Below are 18,669 nucleotides of genomic sequence, written 5' to 3'. Positions count from 1 at the left end.
TCCTCTCCCTTATGAGACATTAATTCCTTTTTCTTTATAGTAACGGAGTGCTCCCGGATGGATCTCCCCCACCACTCCCTGGGTAATGGTTTCGTCCGATAAGGACTTCAGGAGAGCATGTGAGGTCCCCAGCACATCATAGTTTTCACAGATTGCCTTTGTCATCTCATACACCACATCCTCCGGCATATCCCTGGAGACTACGTAAAGATTGGGTGTCCCTATTGTTTTCACATCTTCTTTTTGAAATTCATAGGTGCCTGCGGGAATGGTAATGTCTACCCATCCCTCATAGGTTTCCGTATATTCTTTCAACTTTTCTTCATTGATCTGCACCAGGCTGAATTCCTTTCCCACGGCCGCATTCACAATTCCTGCTGCGGGGAACGAGGTTGTCCAAAAAACTGCGTCAATATTTCCATCCTGAAGGGAATTAGTAGCCTCTCCCCATGCCAGAGGTGTCATCTCTCCACCGCTTGCCTCTATGTCGTCCAGGGTAAATCCATAGGTCTTCATCATATTCATGCAGGGCTGGTAAGGTCCTCCCCCGAACTGTCCGCAGGTGAATTTTTTGCTTTTCAAGTCCGCGAAGTCCTGGATCCCGGAGGATGGCAGCGCCCAAAGCTGCATGGTGTTGGGATACAGAGCGCACATGGACATGAGATCCGGATAAGTCTCCTCAAAAGGCTCCTCTCCGTTAATGGCTGCTGCCAGGGTATCTGCTGTAATAATCGCCATATCTGCCTCTTTGTTGTCCATCAGTTTTACATTTACCGCGCTCCCGGTGCTGGGAACGGAAGAAAACTCTGTTCCCGGCATGGCAGCCTTAAATAGTTCTATAGTAGCTGCCCCCACGATCTCCATGGTCCCACCTGACGGACCGGTGAGAATCGTTACTTCTTTTACCTCCTGGCTGCTTTTTTGGGTGCTGTCCTTCTCCGTATCCTCAGAAGCAGAATCCGTGTTTCCTGAGCATCCTCCCAAAATCATAATTCCTGCAAGTACCAAAGCCATTATCTTTTTCTTCAATGTAATCTCTCCTTCCTGTGATCTTTTCCCTTACTCATCAGTAGCTCTTAACGATCTCACTTGCCAGCCTGCACCACTCCCAGAGCCTCTGAGGTTCATGGTTCAAGTCAATAATTGATTTCATAATAATCTCCACGCTGCTTCCATACCTTTTTGCCAGACGGCAGACCTTTTTCAGTTCCTCAGTGAGGAGATCGTATCCGCAGGGATTTAGATTGATAAAAGTATTATGTGCTTTAAATGATACAATATAGCGTTTTCCCATCTTTTCCATTGCAGCTTCACAATCGCTGAACGGGGATACGGATATCTTTTTCAGGTTGGGAAAGGTTCCCAGTTCCTCTATTTTGTGATCCAGCCGTTCACAGCATCCATAATAGATGCGCGGATACAGATCGGTCCAGGCCCTTTCATGGTCAAATGCAAATTCTTTGGTCATCTCCGGGGATACCGATGTGAAAATCTGATCTTGTGCCACCCCCCAATTATCCTTCAGACTTCCTCCAATCCCGGTTTCAGTGGGCCTTGGAAGAGCTGAACAGTATCCATAGCCTCCATTTCCAATAAATGTGTTAGAATTATTAGAGGAGATAAGGCCAAGCTCTTCATACTGCTTTGCTCTGTGTATAAAGCATTCGGCATATCTCTCCGCTGCCAGATGCAGATATTCGGGGTTCATGACCAGGTCTGTCATTCCCTGATCAATGGTTGTCCATGCAAAGATGTCGTCGAACATGGCAAACCGGAAATTCTGGATCCCAAATAATTTAATCTCGATAATCCCTTCCATAATCTCGCACATCTGTTCATACCGCTCCATGGTCTCCTCTCTGCGGTAGACAACCTTGGGCCATTTAATTTTTGCGGAGACATCCTCTTCATTCCAGAGTACTCTCTCAAAGGCATACGCCCGGTGAAGTTCCTCCGGATCCATGGTCCACTGGGCCGGATAACTGGACATACGCAGTCCCACATTTGTATCCTCTGCAATGACCGGGACATTAAGATACGGTTCCACTACCCGATCTCCCCGCAGATGGTTCCATTCGTAGATGGTTAAAAGCATTTCCATCTCCCTTTGCCTGAAATACGGATCTTCAATCGTCGGCCGGATGGCATCCGGACCTTCCATAAGAAGCAAAACCGGATAATCTCTGGCTATTACCACCGGACGTATCATCTGTCCGTCATTCACTGCTGTCCATAGCTTTTTATTTTCTTTCTGAATATCCAGCTCGGCAATTTCCCGTATCTGCCTCCCCAAAGACCGCAGTCTTTCTTTTTCTCTGTCTGATAACATAATCCTTCCCTTTCTCCCGGCCGGCACAGGGGACGGAATCTGTAGAAGGGCCCCTTTTGGCTTCCCGGGTGCTCAGTTGATAGATGCCGTAAACTGCCATATGGCGCAGGACGCAATGCATCTGTACGTCGCAAAGCATGCTTCTATTCCCAGAACTGCCTGAAAGCAGAACTATGAATAGAAATATAAATTGATACCCGGGTTCACACAGTTATATCAGATAATTAAACATTTTATATGTATTTTTCTGGTATTTGTTCCATTATCTCTGTGTTTTCTTTATTGTATATCTGTTAACCTGAAGTGTAAATTACATCTTTCTTTTGGATATATAGTTTAAAACTATCGATAGCGCAGAATTTCTTGACCAGAAGACAAAATAAGAATAAGATAAAAAATACAGGAGGTGATGATGTGACAATTCGGCAATTACAGTATTTTCAGCAGGTCTGCCAGTGGGGAGGAATTACTGCGGCAGCAAAAAAGCTTCACGTTTCCCAGCCCTCCATCACCAATTCCATCAAGGCCTTGGAAGAAGAGTTTAACCTTCTGCTGTTTAAGCGTGAGAAAAAGAAGCTTACACTGACCTTTGAAGGGGAACTGTTCTATGTAGAGGCAACCCATGTCCTTCAGGATGTGAATGACCTGACCCAGAAAATGAAAGATTTGAGCCGCTCCAGAAACCAGATTAAGCTTGCAATCTCACCCACAGTGGAAACCTTTCTGTTCTCTGAAGTGGTTATTGGATTTAAAAAACTCCATCCCCATGTTACCATTGATGTCCTGGAGCTGGGGGCGCTGGAGTGCTATGAAGTGGTGGAAAAAGGACAGGTTGATTTTGCAATTACCATAACCAATTATGCCAATCTGAATGCCGTGCGTATTATCACCCTGCTGACGACACGGCTGAACCTGGCCGTTCACAGGGAAAGTCCCATGGCCAGTCTCAAAAGCATTACACTCCGTGAGGTGGCACAGATCCCACTCGTGGTCAACCGAATCGGTTCCTTCAGCAATAAGATCATCAGCACTGCCTTTGAAAAGGCTTCCCTTAAGCCCAACATTATATTCCGCTCCAATCAGCTGGATACCATCAAGCAGCTTCTCCGGTCAGATTACTCGGTAGGGGGACTGCTTTTTGAGGAGACCATTCTGCACAACGAGGATATTGTAGGGATTCCTATTGAACCTCAGCTGGATCCGGTATTTATCGGTATCCTGTGGAATAAAGAACGTCCCTTGTACAGCGACTCTACCGCCTTTATCAACTATACCAAACGGCAGTTCCCCCCCTGCAGGATATCCTAATTTCAGGGTATTCTCTTATACCTGCAGGAGCAGGAAAAGGCCGGGAATCTGTTTTTAAGATTCCCGGCCTGATAACCGCGTATTTCTCTCTTTGCTACCTGTATCTGTTTACATACTTCTTCAGCTCTTCCACAGAACGGTTCACAACCAATTCCTCAGGAAATTCCGTTTCTTTTAACAGCGCTTCCACAAACTCATGGGCTCCAACCAAATCATCCACATGCGCATCGCTTCCAATGATAACAGGAGCCTGGTATTCCTTACAGTATTTCAGCAATTCCAGCATATTCTCTCTGCCATTTTGCCGGAAACATCTGGGATCCAGGGAATTATTATTCAGCTCCAGCAGCACCTTGTACTCTTTTGCAGCCTGTACAACGGCGCGGTAATCCGGCTTAAACCTCCCGTCATCAGGATGACCGATGATGTTAATATAAGGGTTTTTTATGGCACACAGATAAGCATTGGTATTCTCCTCTTCTGTACCGCTCTTATAGCATGGGGGATGGATGCTTGCAATAGTTACATCCATCTTTTTTAAGGTTCTCTCTTCCATATCAATGGTTCCCTGGTAATCCAGAATATTCAGCTCTGTGCCCAAAAGCAGCTCCACCCCATAGCAGTCCTTATATTTGTCCCGGTCAACCATTTTCAGATTTTCAAAATAGAAAGTGCAGCAGGTTCCCGGCATTTCAACCGCGTGTTCTGTGATTCCCAGCAGCTGAAGCCCTTTCCTGCCTGCGGCACAAGCCATCTCTGCCATTGTATTGTAGGCATGCCCGCTGGCCAGCGTGTGGGTATGCACGTCTAAAACATATTTCATACTTTCGCCTCCTCAGGTCAGTGTGGACCTACCTTGCATTATACGAACCTTGATTTTTAAAATCAAGCAAAATCTATGCAAAACAGCAAAGGTAAAGGTACCCGGAGGCATTTTCATAGGAATCCACGCCCTGTTTCCGTATAGTTACAGAATTTCGCTGAATAGGTTTTTCACTGCAGGATAAATCTTGGCAAACTTTCTGTACCGTTCTTCGTACTTCCCGGCAAGCTCAGGTTCCGGTTCCACGGTGTCAACCACTTTTACTATAGCACCGGCAGCCTCCTCCACGGAAGCGTATTCTCCATTTGCCACTGCCGCCAGCATGGCACCACCCATGGCAGGTCCTTCTTCGGATGCAATTACATCCACCTTAATATTCAGAATGTTGGCAATCATCTTCTTCCACAGAGGGCTTTTGGCACCTCCCCCGCAGATTTTAGTCCGTTCAATCTTTATTCCCAGAGACTTGGCGACCTCAAAGGAATCTCTGATGGCAAAGGCGACCCCCTCCAGAACTGCCTGGGTCATATCCGCCCTGGTGCTGTCCATAGTCAGACCGATAAACGTGCCCCTTGCATCTGGATTGTTGTGCGGGGAGCGCTCTCCCATAAGGTAGGGAAGAAAATACACGTGATTCTCTCCCAGATCTCCGATCTTTCCCTGCTCTCCGGCGTAATCTGCAGTTCCGATAATCTCATCCATCCACCACTTGTTGCAGGAGGCAGCGCTCAGCATGCAACCCATGAGATGGTAATGGCCGTCTGCATGGGCAAAGGCATGAAGTGCATTGTATTTATCTACTCCGAATTCTTTGCTGGAGATAAAGATAGTGCCGCTGGTACCCAGAGAAATATTGCACATTCCGTCACCCACGGTTCCTGTTCCCACTGCAGCTGCCGCATTATCCCCGGCGCCGGCTGCTATTTTGCAGTTCTCCGGCAGCCCCAGTTCCTCTGCCACTTCCCGCTTCAGGGTCCCCACAGTCTCATAGCTCTCATACAGCCTGGGCATCTGCTCCTCCCGAATTCCACAGATATTCAGCATCTCTCCGGACCAGCATTTATTCTTAACATCCATCAGAAGCATCCCCGAGGCATCTGAGTAATCAGAACAGTGCACACCGCTCAGTTTATAGGCAAGATAATCCTTGGGAAGCATAATCTTACTGATTCTGGCAAAGTTCTCCGGTTCATTTTCCTTAACCCACAGGATTTTGGGAGCCGTAAATCCCGCAAAGGCAATGTTAGCAGTATATTCCGACAGTTTTTCCTTTCCAATTACCTCATTAAGATAGTTCGTCTCTTTGCTGGTTCTTCCGTCGTTCCACAGAATCGCCGGGCGTATCACCTGATCTTCACTGTCCAGAATTACCAGTCCATGCATCTGTCCGCCAAAGCTGATGCCTGCCACCTGGGATTTGTCGCATTCCTCCGTCAGCTCCTTAATTCCTTCTACCGTCTTCTCCCACCAGTCTTCCGGCTTTTGTTCTGACCAGCCCGGCTTTGGGAAAGAAATGGGATACTCCTTTGATACAATCTTTTGAATCCTGCCGTCTTGGCTCATCAAAAGCAGCTTGACCGCTGAGGTTCCTAAGTCAACACCAATATATAACATATCATTTTCTCCTTTATCTGAATCGGCAATCGGGGACGTGTTCTTTTTAAAAGGAACACGTCCCCGATTGCCCCTGCCCTGTCCCTTTTTACAATCTAGCTCTTATGCAAATGGATTTTCGGTCGGGTAACGGACACCTTTAGGCTGATTATATCCTATCTCGTCCACATCCACGCCAATATATTTGAATACCTCAAACAATGCTTTTCCATAACTGCCGAAGGCGACTGCTCCGTGATGCGGGTAATTCCCCTCAATCAGTACATGACGGTAGAATCTTCCCATCTCCGGGATTGCAAATACACCTATAGATCCAAAGGATCTGGTTGCAACCGGCAGCACCTCTCCCTGGGCGATATAAGCACGAAGCTTATTATCCGCGGTGCTCTGCAGACGGTAGAAGGTAATGCTGCCCGGCACAATATCTCCTTCAAGCGTTCCCTGTGTAACCTCCTCAGGCAGGCTTCTGGCCATAATCATCTGGTATTTCATAGCACAGAAGGAGAGCTTTTTGGTGGTGGTATTTCCGCAGTGGAAGCCCATAAAGGTATCCTTGTGTGTATAATCAAATTTTCCTTTGATATCAGCTTCATACATATCTGCAGGAACAGTGTTGTTGATGTCCAAAAGGGTAACTGCATCTTCGCTTACACATGTTCCGATAAATTCACTCAGCGCTCCGTAGATATCTACTTCACAGGATACCGGAATTCCCATACCTGTGAGGCGGCTGTTTACGTAACAAGGCACAAAGCCAAACTGTGTCTGGAAAGCGGGCCAGCATTTTCCTGCAATTGCTACATATTTTCTGTAGCCTCTGTGCTCTTCAACCCAGTCCAGAAGGGTCAGCTCATACTGCGCAAGCTTTGGCAGAATCTCTGGCTTCATATTTCCTTCTCCAAGCTCCGCTTCCATATCTTTCACCACATCTTCGATTCTGGGATCCCCTGCATGCTTATTGAATGCTTCAAATAAGTCTAACTCTGAATTTTCTTCAATCTCTACTCCCAGATTGTAGAGCTGCTTGATTGGCGCATTGCATGCCAGAAAGTTCAGCGGACGGGGTCCGAAGCTAATAATTTTAAGCTCTGATAGCCCGATAATGGCTCTTGCAACCGGCAGGAACTCATGAATCATATCCGCACATTCTTCTGCTGTTCCCACAGGGTATTCCGGAATATAGGCCCTTATATTGCGGAGTTTCAGATTATAGCTGGCATTGAGCATACCACAGTATGCATCCCCTCTGCCTTGGATCAGATTATCTCCGGATTCCTCCGCAGCTGCTACAAACATCTTCGGGCCGTCAAAATGTTTTGCAAGGAGTGTCTCGGCAATTTCAGGTCCGAAGTTCCCCAAATATACCGCCAGTGCATTACATCCTGCCTTCTTGATATCCTCCAGTGCCTGTACCATATGTATTTCGCTTTCCACAATACAGATTGGACATTCATAGATATCCTCTGCATCATACTTTTTAGCGTAAGCCTCTGCCAGCGCCTTTCTTCTGTTTACAGACAGGGATTCCGGAAAACAGTCTCTGCTGACAGCTACAATTCCTAACTTTACTTTTGGCATATTGTTCATTGTTCTTCCTCCATAAATGATATATTTCTTTTTATAAAAACCTACTTTACTGAGAGGTTCTCTCCCTTCAGACCATTGAATGCTCCCTCAATCCTGGCATCCGGATGGGCAATCAGCCATTTATTTCTGGCAAAGAGCATTTTATCTTCCTCTGTATAGGGACCTTCTTTTTCAATCTCTGTGTTCGTCCCTCTGGGGAGTACCACTACACATTTAAACCCGCTTTCCGCCACATTGCAGGGGGCATAGTGAAGTGTTGTCCCGTAGACTTCAATTACCGTTCCCTGAGGAACCATAAACGCTTCCATCCGGGACGTGTCATATGTACCGTCTTTTTCAATATCCTGTTCACATCCCAGAATCAGAATCATATCCGTAACTGCGATGTTAATTTCTGAGTCTCTGTGATATTCCGCAGCATTCAGCAGATAATTACTGCCATTGCAGTATCCCACTTGAATGGGCATTCCCCCGTAAAGGCTGTATGCAATCTTCTCCGCACTGGAGCATGACTCCAATGAAGCCTCTGAAGCTACATAAACCACATCTTCGGGAAGAGGTGTAGCTTCCATCGCCTCTGCCATGTCACTGCAGTCAATCCCAGTAATTACCTTTCCATACCTGCAGAACTCCGGATCTGATACCTTTAATATGTTCATCAAAATAACCTCCCTTAGCACTTTGTTTACCCGTTGAACTATATGCACATAGTACCATTTTCAACCAAAAAAATCAATCCCTTCTTGCAAAAGTATACAAAAATTTTATTACGAAATGAAAATAACCCCTGACTATGGGGCGTGAGCATAAAAAAACAAGCAATAGGAAAGTCTACATTCTTGTATTTCCTTTCCTTTGCTTGTATGCTGCTCCAGTTAATCCCGGCAGTATCTCCTGCTTTGTCAATTGTCTAAAGCCCTTCTGTGATATCTGTTCCAAAATACTGCTGAGACAGTTCTGACACTTTGCCTTCGCTGCGCAATTCTTCCAGGGCTTTATCTATTCTCAGCATCAGCTGTCCATTTTTCCTGCTTACAAAAATCCCTAACTGTCCCTCTGCCTCTTTATTACTAATCTGATCTTTGATCAAAGTAATATCAGCATACGGCCTGGTCACATAATATTCTTTTTGATTGTCCTCCGTGATCGGAATGGTTGATATGGCGCAATCATAGACCTTTGCTCCCAGAGACGGCAGAAGATTCTTTTCAGTGGTATCCACAATCTCTACTTTTACCCCCAGCTTCTCTGCAACTGCATAGATCAAATCTACATCAAACCCCACCGGCTTCATTTCTTCGTCCAGAGCTTCCATAGGCGGCACCTTTAACTCCATCCCTACCTTCAGTATACCGGACTCTAAAAGTAAATCATTTACCGGCGTTCCATCCGCTTCCAGTTTTTTCTCACATCCTGCCATAGTCAGCAAAGTGACAACTGCGATTACTATTGCAACTATTTTCTTCATATCGTACTCCTCTAAACTTTCCATCTAACAGCACGATATCACTCTGTTTCCTATTTGTCAAATATAAATCAACCCCTATTTCTTAAGATTTCCATCAGATATTCTCTTGCTTTCCGGGGTGATCCCAGCACAATCTCTTCCCGCAGCAAATACTGTACAGCCGAGTTCCATTCCCCCAGGCTATACTCATCTGGAGAGATATCCTCCAGGATCTTCAGCATGTCATCATAATTATTCATTATATGGAGATCCGATATATAATCGTATCCCAGTTTCTCCGCCAAGCGCTCTAAAAGTTCTTCCCTATTCATGCTTTTTCCTTCTCTTATCCGGCACGTACTGCAGTCAGCCGTAGATTATGTAGTGATGCTATATTACAACCTAATAATAGTTATGTGGTAAAATAAAAACATACACAAAGAAATTATTAATTTTAGGTTACCTCTTTACCATAATAATACTGAAAAATATTTATATTTGAAACAAAATATATTGTTACGTAGATTTTCCCAAGCGCATTGACAATTTATTCCAATTATTATAAGATAAATCTATGTAATATTTACAAATCTCATTATTAAAATACCACATAACTATTATTATGTGGTATTTATATGTTTTAATTGACCAGACCTAAACTGTCAATTCTTTTCTGATAAACATTTCCTGAATGCGCCGTATAAATCCGGGTCACCTCCATACTGCTGTGCCCCAGAATGTCTGCAAGTCCCGCAAGATCTTTAGTCAAACTATAATATACCCTGGCAAACAAATGACGCAGATTATGAGGAAAAATTTTCTCTGGAGATACCTCTGCCTCTTTATAAAGGGCTTTCATTTCTGCCCACAGATTACTTCTGTCTTTGGGCTTTCCATTTCTTGTCACAAAAATACACCCTGACAGGATGTTATGTTTTTTCACGTAATAAATTAGCTTTCTCCTTAATTTCTCAGGCAGCAGGATGGTTCTTGACTTTCCTTTATTATGAACCTCAACATATCCCTTCCTGACTCTTTCTACTGTAAAATAAGATAATTCACTGATTCGTATTCCAGTGGAACATATCGTTTCTATAATAAGTGCCAGCTGAGCCTTACCATTCTCGGCTGCTGCCCTTTTCAGTCTTATGTATTCTTCCTTTGACATTTCTTTATCTTCATCTGCAAAGTTCTGTTTTTGTACCTTCACCCTTTTTAGTTTCAAAAAACCTCCGCCCAGATATTCCAGAAGCTGATTCAGAGAAACGAGCATAGAATTCACACTGGAAACTGCATAATTTTGCATCAGCCACTCTTTATATCTCAGTAAAAGTGACTTTTCAATCACATCCTTTCCTTTTGCAAACTTCAGAAACGTGTGTACATCCGTAAGGTATTTACTGATCGTTGCTGTAGAATATTCTCTTTCATAGAGAAACTCCTGGAAGTCCTGTATATCCTCTTTCTGAATATAGAGTTCCATTTTATCTCTATCCCTCATCTTACTCTCCCATCTGCCGCAATTTCAGGCCAGTCTATCATTTGTATGTTTTTTCCAGTATAGCATTGAGGGGAGGGAGTGTCATCTGGATAAATATGGAAATTATAGTTTTGTGTATGTAAAGTTCGAGATAAAATAGTCGGCGAGCGGAGTGTCGCAGACGGACGGTCAAGGGAGGAGGTCTTGGGGCCAGGGGTACTGTGTGGATCTGCTTGCTGCTGCGTTTCTCCTCTGCTAACTGCCTGGCCGTTCACTAAGAAGCTCAGGAAAGCCTTCGCTCCTAAGTGACCGCCGGCAGTGGATCTTCGGACGCACTCCGTAGTCTGCGCAGCTCCACACAGTACCCCCGGCCCCAAGACCTCCTCCCTTGACCTGGCAGAGACTCACTTCACATTCACGGAAAACGGGTGGGGAAGGTCGAACGTTGTACACTTTTCCTCTGGTTTCCCACTATTGATAACTCGATGTTTTGGATAAATAGCCAACTCCCTTGAACTTCCCTATACCCAGGTGAGAGGAATCCTGCGGCGGTGGGCTGGCGGTTCGGGCGGGAGGGAGGGCTTAAGTTCCGGGGACGATTCCGCAGGAGTGAGTAGAGAGTCTTAGGCAAAACCGGGATTCCCGCAGGAGATTTTTTCGGCAGTCAGGGCCGAAAAAAAGTGAGCATGGGCAGAGAATGCACATCAAGCATTCTTTGCACATACGAACGGTGCTCCGGCGGGGATTCCGGTTTTGTCTTAGACTCTCTTCGCGACGGAGGTGTCCCCGGAACTTAAGCCTCCCTCCCGTCCGAACCAGCCAGCCCGCTGCCGCGGGATTTCTCTCACCGTCCCCCTGTCACCCACACCTGCCGTCTTGAAGCGTCTTGAACCAAAGTCCCAATTACACCATTAAATCTCAATTTTCACTTCCATCTTGCACTTATTTTTCCATAATGTTATGATAAAGAAAGTTCCGAACAAACTACATATAATAAGAAAGGTAGGGTACTGTTACTATGACAACAAACGAAAAAGCCCTTTTACTCCACGAAGAATGGAATGGAAAGTTAGAAACCGTTTCCAAGGCTCCTGTAAAAACAAGGGAAGATCTTTCTCTGGCATATACTCCAGGTGTTGCTGAGCCTTGTAAGGTAATTGCAGAAGACCCGGAAGCAGCTTACAAATATACACAGAAGGCTAACACAATTGCTGTAGTTTCCGACGGAAGCGCTGTTCTTGGCCTGGGTAATATCGGACCTCTGGCGGCTATGCCGGTTATGGAAGGAAAAGCTGTTTTATTTAAAGAATTCGGGGGTGTTAATGCTGTTCCTATTTGTCTTGATACCCAGGATACCGAAGAAATTATAAAGGCCGTTGTTAACATCGCACCCTCTTTCGGGGGTATTAATCTTGAGGATATCTCCGCTCCCCGCTGTTTCGAAATAGAATCCCGCTTAAAAGAACTTTTGGATATTCCTGTTTTCCACGATGACCAGCACGGTACTGCCGTAGTGGTCCTGGCAGCTATTATTAACAGTCTCCGTCTTACCGGCAAGAAGAAAGAAGACTGTGTAGTTGTCATCAATGGTTCCGGTGCTGCCGGTATCGCCATCGGAAAGCTTTTGCTCAATTACGGATTCCTCCACATGTATCTCTGTGACAGCAAAGGTATAGTCAACAAGGAGAATGCCAACAATCCCGCAAAAAAGGAAATGGCAGAGATTACAAATCAGGAAGGAAAATCCGGCAGTCTGGCCGATGCGTTACAAGGGGCTGATATCTTTATCGGAGTCTCCGCCCCCAACAGTGTTACAGAAGAAATGGTTAAATCCATGAATTCAGATCCTTTTATCTTTGCTATGGCAAACCCGGTACCGGAGATTATGCCTGACGTGGCTAAGGCTGCAGGTGCCCGAATTATCGGTACCGGACGCTCTGATTTTCCAAATCAGATTAATAACGTAGTAGCTTTCCCAGGTATTTTTAAAGGCGCTCTGGAGGGACGAGCCAGACAGATCACAGAGGAAATGAAAATGGCTGCGGCGACCGCTTTGGCAGAATTAATCTCAGAAGAAGACTTAAATGAAGAAAATATTATCCCGGAAGCATTTGATCCCCGGGTTGCCGATGCTGTTGCAGAGGCAGTAAAAAAGCATATTCACTAAGATGGAATGGAACGGTAAGCCTTATCATTCCTTTGATTATATGCTGAAGGAACGTTTTGGCACAAAGGTATATAAAGTAGCCCTTAACGGTGGGATGACCTGCCCGAACCGGGACGGAACACTGGGAAACCGGGGCTGTATCTTCTGCAGTGCCGGCGGTTCCGGAGATTTTGCGGCCGATAAATCTCTCACAATTGCTGAACAGATCAAGGAACAAAAAGACAGAATCCGTCAGAAGAGAAAAGCGGAAACGTTTATTGCGTATTTCCAGGCCTATACCAACACCTATGGAAGCATTTCCCATCTGACCTCTGTTTTTACTGAGGCTCTGGCAGATCCCGAAGTAGCTGCCCTCTCCATCGGCACCCGGCCTGACTGCCTGGGTCCGGAAGTGTTAGATCTGCTGGATGCTTTGAACCGCCAAAAGCCCGTGTGGGTTGAACTAGGGCTGCAGACTATCCATGATAAAACCGCCGCATATATTCGGAGAGGCTACAGACTTTCCTGTTTTGAGGAGGCTGTCAAAGAACTCCGAAAGCGCAATCTGGAAGTTATTGTCCACACTATCCTGGGGCTTCCCGGAGAAAGCCGGGAAGATATTCTCCAGACCATATCCTATCTGAATCATAAAGATATTCAGGGTATTAAGCTTCAGCTTCTCCATATACTAAAGGGTACAGATTTGGCCGAGGAATACTTAAGCGGAGCGTTTCAGGTCTATACCATGGAGGAATATCTGGATCTCGTGATATCCTGTCTGGAACATATGTCACCGGATATCGTCATTCACCGGCTCACCGGGGATGGTCCAAGGGATCTGTTACTTGCGCCTCTGTGGAGCAGCGCCAAAAAAACAGTATTAAACACTCTTCATCATGAATGTAAGGTCCGGCAAACCTGGCAGGGGAGGCTGTATACTGGAAAGGAGAATTAGAAATATGGCAGAACCATTGACATTATACAAATTAATTATTTTATACATGTTAGATAAGGTAAATTTCCCTCTGACTAATTCTCAAATATCAGAGTTTATTCTGGATAAGGGATATACAACATACTTTCACATTCAGGAAGCGATCAATCAACTGATTGATTCCGAATTACTGGAGATGAGCACCGTTAGGAATTCCTCACGGTACCGAATCACACCGAAAGGGGAAGAAACCATTCATTATTTTCAGAATGAGATCTCACCTGAGATTCAGGAAGAAATTATAGAGTTTTTCAATTCCCATGCCTATGAACTGCGCAATGAAGTCTCTACCATTGCCGACTATTACAAAAAAAACGCAGATGAGTATGAGGTTCGCTGTCAAGTGATAGAACGGCAGTCCTATCTCATTGATATGACCCTGACGGTGCCTACAAAAGAGGCCGCCACAACCATATGCAGCCGCTGGCAGGAAAAAAGCCAGGAGATTTATGCACATATTATGGGGGAACTTCTTTAAAAGTAAAAAGGGACAGGCCTGATCGAGTTTGGGACGTGTACTTTTTAGAAAGTACACGTCCCCTTTTTAACCTTTTTTATTTTATTGCAGCAAAGTATTTCCGTATTTCTTTCTCATAGCCAATGTCTTCCGGCCGATAGAATCTGCTCCCTTTGATCTCGTCCGGAAGGTACTGCTGCTCTACATAATGATTAGGATAATCATGTGCATACCGATATCCGATTCCGTGGCCCATATTGGATGCCCCCCCATAATGTGCATCCTGGAGATGGGGAGGCACTGTGGTTTTCTTGTTTTTTACAGACTCCATGGCCTCGTTGATGGCCATATAAGAGGCATTGCTTTTTGGAGCACAGGCAATGTATGTGACTGCCTGGGAGAGAAGTATGCGGGCCTCGGGCATTCCGATGCGTTCTACTCCCAGGGCGGCAGATACTGCCACATTAAGTGCATTGGGATCTGCATTTCCAACATCCTCCGCTGCACATATCATAATCCTTCTGGCTATAAATTTAATGTCTTCACCCGCATAAAGCATCTTTGCCAAATAATATACGGCAGCGTCAGGATCGGATCCCCGCATGCTTTTAATAAAGGCTGAGATGGTATCATAGTGGTTATCTCCGGTTTTATCGTATCTTACGACCCTTTTTTGAATACACTGGGAGGCGGTCTGAAGATCAATGTGGATCTTGCCGTCCCCGGCTCTGTCCGTGGTCAGAATCCCTAATTCTATGGCATTCAGAGCAGCTCTGGCATCACCCCCGGCGATATCTGCCAGAAATTCTTTCGCGTCCTCGTCCAGCACGGCCTGGTAACTTCCCATGCCCTTTTCTTTGTCTGACACCGCACGCTCCAGCAATTTTTCGATGTCTTTCTTTTCCAGCGCATGGAGCTCAAATATAATGGAGCGGGAGATCAGAGCGCTGTTTACCTCGAAATATGGATTTTCTGTAGTGGCCCCGATCAGTATAATAGTCCCGTCCTCCACAAAGGGAAGAAGGTAGTCCTGCTGGCCTTTGTTAAAACGGTGAATCTCATCTATAAACAGTATGGTTTTCGTCCCATACATCCCCAGTTGGCTCTGAGCCTCCTTAATCACAGCCTCCATATCCTTTTTCCCCGCCACAGTGGCATTCATCTGGGTGAACCGGGAACTGGTAGTATTGGCGATTACCTTAGCAAGTGTGGTTTTTCCAGTTCCGGGAGGTCCGTAAAATATAATGGAGCTAAGCTTATCAGCCTTAATGGCCCGGTACAGCAGCTTGTCCTTTCCAATAATATGTTCCTGTCCAACTACTTCCTCCAGAGAAGTAGGACGCATCCTGGAAGCCAACGGGGACTCATTTTCCAGGGTTACCTCTTTCATATAATCAAATAAATCCATTTCTTATCCGCCTTTCCCTGCTTCTGTCCGCTGAAGCAATTGTGTATCCTAATCCTTGCTCAGGAAACCCATCCCAAAGTCTTAAGCGCCCAGATAAATAAAAACATGGTCACCACGCAGGCTGCAGAACTGGTGGCCACAATTTCTCCTGCCAGCTCTCCATTCCCGCCCATGGACTGGGCCATAGGTGCTGAAGCTACCGCAGTGGGGGAACCAAAGACTGCCAGTATCCCCACCAATTCCACTTCCCGGTATCCCAGCGCAGCTGCCACAGCAACCGCTGCCGCAGGCACCAGTATCAGGCGTCCCAAGAGTACAGCTCCCAGCTTTTTTCTGTGCTTCCTTAAGCTTTCAAAAGACAACATACCGCCCAGACAGATCAGCGCCATGGGGGATGCCATACTTCCGATGTTATCCAGGGTATCAACAACCAGCGCGGGAAGCCGGATATTCAGCACAGCAAAAAGTATCCCCAGAATCCCTGCTCCCACCAGAGGGTTTTTGAGCACGCCCATCACCACTGCGGCGGGTTTTACCCTGCCGCCCCGAAACATTTCAAAAAGAATCACTGCCAGTATATTAAAGAGAGGTACTATCAGTGCCGCCATGGCGGCAATTACTCCGATATCCCCGTCTTTATATAAATTGGCCCCGATACTCACCCCGAACAGCACATAATTGCTCCGGTAGATTCCCTGAATCATAACAGAAGCATCTTTCTTATCTCTTACAAATCTGGGAACTGCGGCGCAGAGCAGCAGAAACAGCAGTATCACCATAACAGCCGCATACAAAAAAAGTCCTTTATTCACAGAAGACTTGAAGTCTGACTCATAGACATCCACAAACAGCATAATTGGAATAAACACCTGAAAAATCATTCCATTGAGAGGTTTAAATATGCGGGCGTCCAAAAGTTTCATCTTCCTGATTCCAAACCCCAGCAGCATATACGCAAACAGTGGAAATACTACTGAGAATGACAGTATTAGATTCTGCATCTTACTCCTTTGTCCCTCATCTCTGCTAATCCATTAAAAGTTCATCAACAGTTACAAAACGGTACCCCTTTCCCTGAAGGGCATCTACGATCCGCAGTGCTGCCTTTACACTGGAATCATAATTGTCGTGCATAAGGATGATATCTCCGTCCTCCACATCTTTCAGTACTCTATTAACAATAGCATCTGTATCCTTTGTTGTCCAGTCCAGGGAATCTACATTCCATAATACAGGAATCATAGTAACGTTACAGTCCAGATTTTTTTTCCACTCTCCGAAGGGGGGGCGGATAAATGCCGTATACATTCCGGTTATTTCAAATATCTTGTTGCTGGTCTTGGTAACCTGCTCACAGGCCTTTGCATCTGATAATTTATTCAGCTGCACATGGTCGAAGGTATGATTGCCAATCAAGTGCCCCTCTTTAAACATCCGTTCTACGATGTCCTCGTTTCCCTCCAGCATCTTTCCTATGAGAAAAAAGCTGGCTTTTACATCTCTTTCCTTTAATCCGTCCAGCAGCCTGGGGGTATATATGGGGTCCGGCCCGTCATCGAAGGTCAAAGCCACAACCGGATCCTCCCCTGACTCCGCAGGTGCGTCCGCCTGAATGATCTGCTCCCCAACTCCCCTCTCCCGCAATAGGTGAACACCCAGCAACAGCAGAAAAACGGCCGTAAAGAAATAGAGTAAATATCCACATTTTTTCACTATACTTACTCCGAAAGGCCTTTTAGTTCACTATATGTACCGTAGATCATGTACTATGCGCAAAATACATTTGGGACGTTGTCTCCCTTACGAGGCAACGTCCCAAATAAAATTAGGCAATTTTAGTTTTTGCAAGCTCTGCTAATGTAGCAAATCCTTCTGCATCATTGATAGCCATATCAGCCAGCATCTTTCTGTTCATCTCAATACCAGCTAATTTTAAGCCATACATAAATTTGCTGTAAGATAAACCGTTCATTCTCGCTGCTGCGTTGATACGTGCAATCCATAACTGTCTGAACTGACGCTTCTTCTGCTTTCTTCCTGCGTAGGAGCTTGCCAGCGCTCTCATCACTGACTGCTTTGCCACTCTGTACTGTTTGGATCTGGCTCCTCTGTAACCTTTTGCCAGCTTTAATGTTCTATTATGTCTTTTTTTAGCGTTTAAACCGCCTTTAATTCTTGCCATTCTTAATTTCCTCCTATACTAACTTAACTTCTATCTTATAAATAAGGTAAGATTTTCTTCATATTCTTTACATTTGTTGCATCTGTAACAGTAGGTTTTCTCAGATTTCTTTTTCTCTTCTGAGATTTTTTGGTTAAGATATGGCTTTTATAAGCTTTATTTCTAACTAATTTTCCTGTACCTGTTTTTTTGAAACGCTTTGCAGCAGCTCTGCTTGTTTTAATTTTTGGCATTGTATATTCCTCCTTAATACTTGTCTTTTCTATTTTTTAACGTTTTTCAGTTAAAAACATGGTCATGCTTCTGCCTTCTACCTTAGGAGCTTTTTCTATCACGGCTATATCCGAAAGCTTTTCAGCAAATTCATCTAAAATATGCTTGCTGGCATACATATGCGCCATCTCTCTTCCACGGAACCGAAGAGTAACCTTCACCTTATCGCCCTTGGATATGAATTTTCTGGCAGCATTTGTTTTGGTGTTCAAATCGTTGGAATCAATATTGGGTGAGAGACGCACTTCTTTTACATCGATGGTCTTCTGCTTTTTCCTGGCTTCTTTTTCTTTCCTTGCCAGTTCATATTTGTATTTCCCATAATCAATAATTTTACAAACCGGTGGCTTTGCGGTAGGAGCAATCTTGACCAGATCCAGCCCAGCCTCCTGCGCTTTGGCCATTGCATCCCTCGTTGATACGATACCTAATTGTTCTCCATCCACACCAATCAGACGTATTTCTCTGTCTCTGATCTGTTCGTTAATCATTAAATCGCTAATAGTAGTGCACCTCCATAATAATTGAATAGTTGAAATGTTAAAACCTGTTACCTCCACCCGTACGCACCTTGCTGTATCTGCCATGCATACAAAAAAAGCGAATAGCCGCACTATCCAC

General features: G+C 45.2%; 19 protein-coding genes. 4 read left to right on the top strand and 15 right to left on the bottom strand.

Going from position 1 to position 18,669, the window contains the following annotated elements; all coding sequences use genetic code 11:
* Positions 1 to 9 precede the first annotated feature (9 nt).
* Entirely contained in the window at positions 10 to 1,029 is a 1,020-nt protein-coding gene (locus ACGHCT_RS06510) for a TAXI family TRAP transporter solute-binding subunit (RefSeq protein WP_072848934.1), read from the bottom strand.
* 37 nt (positions 1,030 to 1,066) lie between these two features.
* Positions 1,067 to 2,329, bottom strand: a complete 1,263-nt coding sequence (locus ACGHCT_RS06505; RefSeq protein ID WP_390438951.1) for a hypothetical protein — start codon at positions 2,327 to 2,329, stop codon at positions 1,067 to 1,069.
* A 414-nt stretch (positions 2,330 to 2,743) separates the two neighbouring features.
* Between ACGHCT_RS06505 and ACGHCT_RS06500 the strand changes: the two genes are divergently transcribed.
* Positions 2,744 to 3,637, top strand: coding sequence for a LysR family transcriptional regulator (locus tag ACGHCT_RS06500; RefSeq protein WP_072848938.1), 894 nt, complete (start codon positions 2,744 to 2,746; stop codon positions 3,635 to 3,637).
* 94 nt (positions 3,638 to 3,731) lie between these two features.
* Here ACGHCT_RS06500 and ACGHCT_RS06495 read toward each other — a convergent pair whose 3' ends face one another.
* From ACGHCT_RS06495 to ACGHCT_RS06465, 7 genes are all read right to left on the bottom strand, one after another.
* Positions 3,732 to 4,460: a phosphatase gene (locus ACGHCT_RS06495; RefSeq protein ID WP_072848940.1), complete on the bottom strand. Its 729-nt coding sequence runs from the start codon at positions 4,458 to 4,460 to the stop codon at positions 3,732 to 3,734.
* Between the two features lie 144 nt (positions 4,461 to 4,604).
* The gene (xylB, locus tag ACGHCT_RS06490; RefSeq protein WP_390438948.1) at positions 4,605 to 6,074 is read right to left on the bottom strand and encodes a xylulokinase; all 1,470 of its coding nucleotides are present in this window, start codon (positions 6,072 to 6,074) and stop codon (positions 4,605 to 4,607) included.
* A 102-nt stretch (positions 6,075 to 6,176) separates the two neighbouring features.
* The gene (locus tag ACGHCT_RS06485) at positions 6,177 to 7,661 is read right to left on the bottom strand and encodes an L-fucose/L-arabinose isomerase family protein (RefSeq protein ID WP_390438946.1); all 1,485 of its coding nucleotides are present in this window, start codon (positions 7,659 to 7,661) and stop codon (positions 6,177 to 6,179) included.
* Between the two features lie 41 nt (positions 7,662 to 7,702).
* On the bottom strand, positions 7,703 to 8,320 hold the full coding sequence (locus ACGHCT_RS06480; protein WP_226904184.1) for a DUF4867 family protein: 618 nt from the start codon (positions 8,318 to 8,320) through the stop codon (positions 7,703 to 7,705).
* A gap of 251 nt (positions 8,321 to 8,571) precedes the next feature.
* Positions 8,572 to 9,129: a transporter substrate-binding domain-containing protein gene (locus tag ACGHCT_RS06475; RefSeq protein ID WP_173015696.1), complete on the bottom strand. Its 558-nt coding sequence runs from the start codon at positions 9,127 to 9,129 to the stop codon at positions 8,572 to 8,574.
* 68 nt (positions 9,130 to 9,197) lie between these two features.
* Positions 9,198 to 9,440 carry a hypothetical protein gene (locus tag ACGHCT_RS06470; RefSeq protein ID WP_154263071.1) on the bottom strand — a complete coding sequence of 81 codons (243 nt, stop codon included), beginning with the start codon at positions 9,438 to 9,440 and terminating at the stop codon, positions 9,198 to 9,200.
* A gap of 308 nt (positions 9,441 to 9,748) precedes the next feature.
* Positions 9,749 to 10,609 carry a tyrosine-type recombinase/integrase gene (locus ACGHCT_RS06465; RefSeq protein ID WP_226904187.1) on the bottom strand — a complete coding sequence of 287 codons (861 nt, stop codon included), beginning with the start codon at positions 10,607 to 10,609 and terminating at the stop codon, positions 9,749 to 9,751.
* A 997-nt stretch (positions 10,610 to 11,606) separates the two neighbouring features.
* On the opposite strand from ACGHCT_RS06465, the gene ACGHCT_RS06460 reads away from it, so the two are divergent.
* From ACGHCT_RS06460 to ACGHCT_RS06450, 3 genes are read left to right on the top strand one after another with little or no spacing between them, the layout of a single operon-like run.
* Positions 11,607 to 12,755: an NADP-dependent malic enzyme gene (locus ACGHCT_RS06460; protein ID WP_154257424.1), complete on the top strand. Its 1,149-nt coding sequence runs from the start codon at positions 11,607 to 11,609 to the stop codon at positions 12,753 to 12,755.
* 1 nt (position 12,756) lies between these two features.
* Positions 12,757 to 13,689 (top strand): TIGR01212 family radical SAM protein, encoded by a 933-nt coding sequence (locus ACGHCT_RS06455; RefSeq protein ID WP_154257423.1) that lies wholly within the window; start codon positions 12,757 to 12,759, stop codon positions 13,687 to 13,689.
* A gap of 4 nt (positions 13,690 to 13,693) precedes the next feature.
* Complete coding sequence (locus ACGHCT_RS06450) at positions 13,694 to 14,206, top strand: DUF4364 family protein (protein ID WP_072848955.1); 513 nt, start codon at positions 13,694 to 13,696, stop codon at positions 14,204 to 14,206.
* Positions 14,207 to 14,282: 76 nt separating this feature from the next.
* Here ACGHCT_RS06450 and ACGHCT_RS06445 read toward each other — a convergent pair whose 3' ends face one another.
* The 6 genes from ACGHCT_RS06445 to infC form a co-directional block, all read right to left on the bottom strand.
* A complete protein-coding gene (locus tag ACGHCT_RS06445; RefSeq protein ID WP_154257422.1) occupies positions 14,283 to 15,593 on the bottom strand; it encodes a replication-associated recombination protein A in 1,311 nt (436 codons plus the stop codon).
* Between the two features lie 59 nt (positions 15,594 to 15,652).
* Entirely contained in the window at positions 15,653 to 16,594 is a 942-nt protein-coding gene (locus ACGHCT_RS06440; RefSeq protein WP_154257421.1) for an AEC family transporter, read from the bottom strand.
* A 25-nt stretch (positions 16,595 to 16,619) separates the two neighbouring features.
* Positions 16,620 to 17,306 carry a polysaccharide deacetylase family protein gene (locus tag ACGHCT_RS06435; protein WP_226904512.1) on the bottom strand — a complete coding sequence of 229 codons (687 nt, stop codon included), beginning with the start codon at positions 17,304 to 17,306 and terminating at the stop codon, positions 16,620 to 16,622.
* Between the two features lie 112 nt (positions 17,307 to 17,418).
* On the bottom strand, positions 17,419 to 17,775 hold the full coding sequence (rplT, locus tag ACGHCT_RS06430) for a 50S ribosomal protein L20 (protein WP_072848959.1): 357 nt from the start codon (positions 17,773 to 17,775) through the stop codon (positions 17,419 to 17,421).
* A gap of 35 nt (positions 17,776 to 17,810) precedes the next feature.
* Positions 17,811 to 18,008 carry a 50S ribosomal protein L35 gene (gene rpmI / locus ACGHCT_RS06425; RefSeq protein ID WP_072848961.1) on the bottom strand — a complete coding sequence of 66 codons (198 nt, stop codon included), beginning with the start codon at positions 18,006 to 18,008 and terminating at the stop codon, positions 17,811 to 17,813.
* 36 nt (positions 18,009 to 18,044) lie between these two features.
* Positions 18,045 to 18,539, bottom strand: a complete 495-nt coding sequence (gene infC, locus ACGHCT_RS06420) for a translation initiation factor IF-3 (RefSeq protein ID WP_154257420.1) — start codon at positions 18,537 to 18,539, stop codon at positions 18,045 to 18,047.
* Positions 18,540 to 18,669 lie beyond the last annotated feature (130 nt).

Source organism: Lactonifactor longoviformis, assembly GCF_042848515.1.
In the GTDB taxonomy this organism is placed as follows: domain Bacteria; phylum Bacillota; class Clostridia; order Lachnospirales; family Lachnospiraceae; genus Lactonifactor; species Lactonifactor longoviformis.
The sequence above is the reverse complement of the archived record's forward strand: the minus strand, read 5'-3'. Positions and strand labels throughout refer to the sequence as shown.

Excerpts from the sequence above, each read along its gene's own strand:
- ACGHCT_RS06460 (WP_154257424.1), top strand. The coding sequence starts at position 11,607 with ATGACAACAAACGAAAAAGCCCTTTTACTCCACGAAGAATGGAATGGA.
- ACGHCT_RS06470 (WP_154263071.1), bottom strand. The coding sequence starts at position 9,440 with ATGAATAGGGAAGAACTTTTAGAGCGCTTGGCGGAGAAACTGGGATAC.
- ACGHCT_RS06495 (WP_072848940.1), bottom strand. The coding sequence starts at position 4,460 with ATGAAATATGTTTTAGACGTGCATACCCACACGCTGGCCAGCGGGCAT.
- infC (WP_154257420.1), bottom strand. The coding sequence starts at position 18,539 with ATGATTAACGAACAGATCAGAGACAGAGAAATACGTCTGATTGGTGTG.
- rpmI (WP_072848961.1), bottom strand. The coding sequence starts at position 18,008 with ATGCCAAAAATTAAAACAAGCAGAGCTGCTGCAAAGCGTTTCAAAAAA.
- ACGHCT_RS06465 (WP_226904187.1), bottom strand. The coding sequence starts at position 10,609 with ATGAGGGATAGAGATAAAATGGAACTCTATATTCAGAAAGAGGATATA.
- ACGHCT_RS06485 (WP_390438946.1), bottom strand. The coding sequence starts at position 7,661 with ATGAACAATATGCCAAAAGTAAAGTTAGGAATTGTAGCTGTCAGCAGA.
- ACGHCT_RS06505 (WP_390438951.1), bottom strand. The coding sequence starts at position 2,329 with ATGTTATCAGACAGAGAAAAAGAAAGACTGCGGTCTTTGGGGAGGCAG.
- ACGHCT_RS06455 (WP_154257423.1), top strand. The coding sequence starts at position 12,757 with ATGGAATGGAACGGTAAGCCTTATCATTCCTTTGATTATATGCTGAAG.
- ACGHCT_RS06480 (WP_226904184.1), bottom strand. The coding sequence starts at position 8,320 with ATGAACATATTAAAGGTATCAGATCCGGAGTTCTGCAGGTATGGAAAG.
- ACGHCT_RS06445 (WP_154257422.1), bottom strand. The coding sequence starts at position 15,593 with ATGGATTTATTTGATTATATGAAAGAGGTAACCCTGGAAAATGAGTCC.
- rplT (WP_072848959.1), bottom strand. The coding sequence starts at position 17,775 with ATGGCAAGAATTAAAGGCGGTTTAAACGCTAAAAAAAGACATAATAGA.
- xylB (WP_390438948.1), bottom strand. The coding sequence starts at position 6,074 with ATGTTATATATTGGTGTTGACTTAGGAACCTCAGCGGTCAAGCTGCTT.
- ACGHCT_RS06440 (WP_154257421.1), bottom strand. The coding sequence starts at position 16,594 with ATGCAGAATCTAATACTGTCATTCTCAGTAGTATTTCCACTGTTTGCG.
- ACGHCT_RS06475 (WP_173015696.1), bottom strand. The coding sequence starts at position 9,129 with ATGAAGAAAATAGTTGCAATAGTAATCGCAGTTGTCACTTTGCTGACT.
- ACGHCT_RS06450 (WP_072848955.1), top strand. The coding sequence starts at position 13,694 with ATGGCAGAACCATTGACATTATACAAATTAATTATTTTATACATGTTA.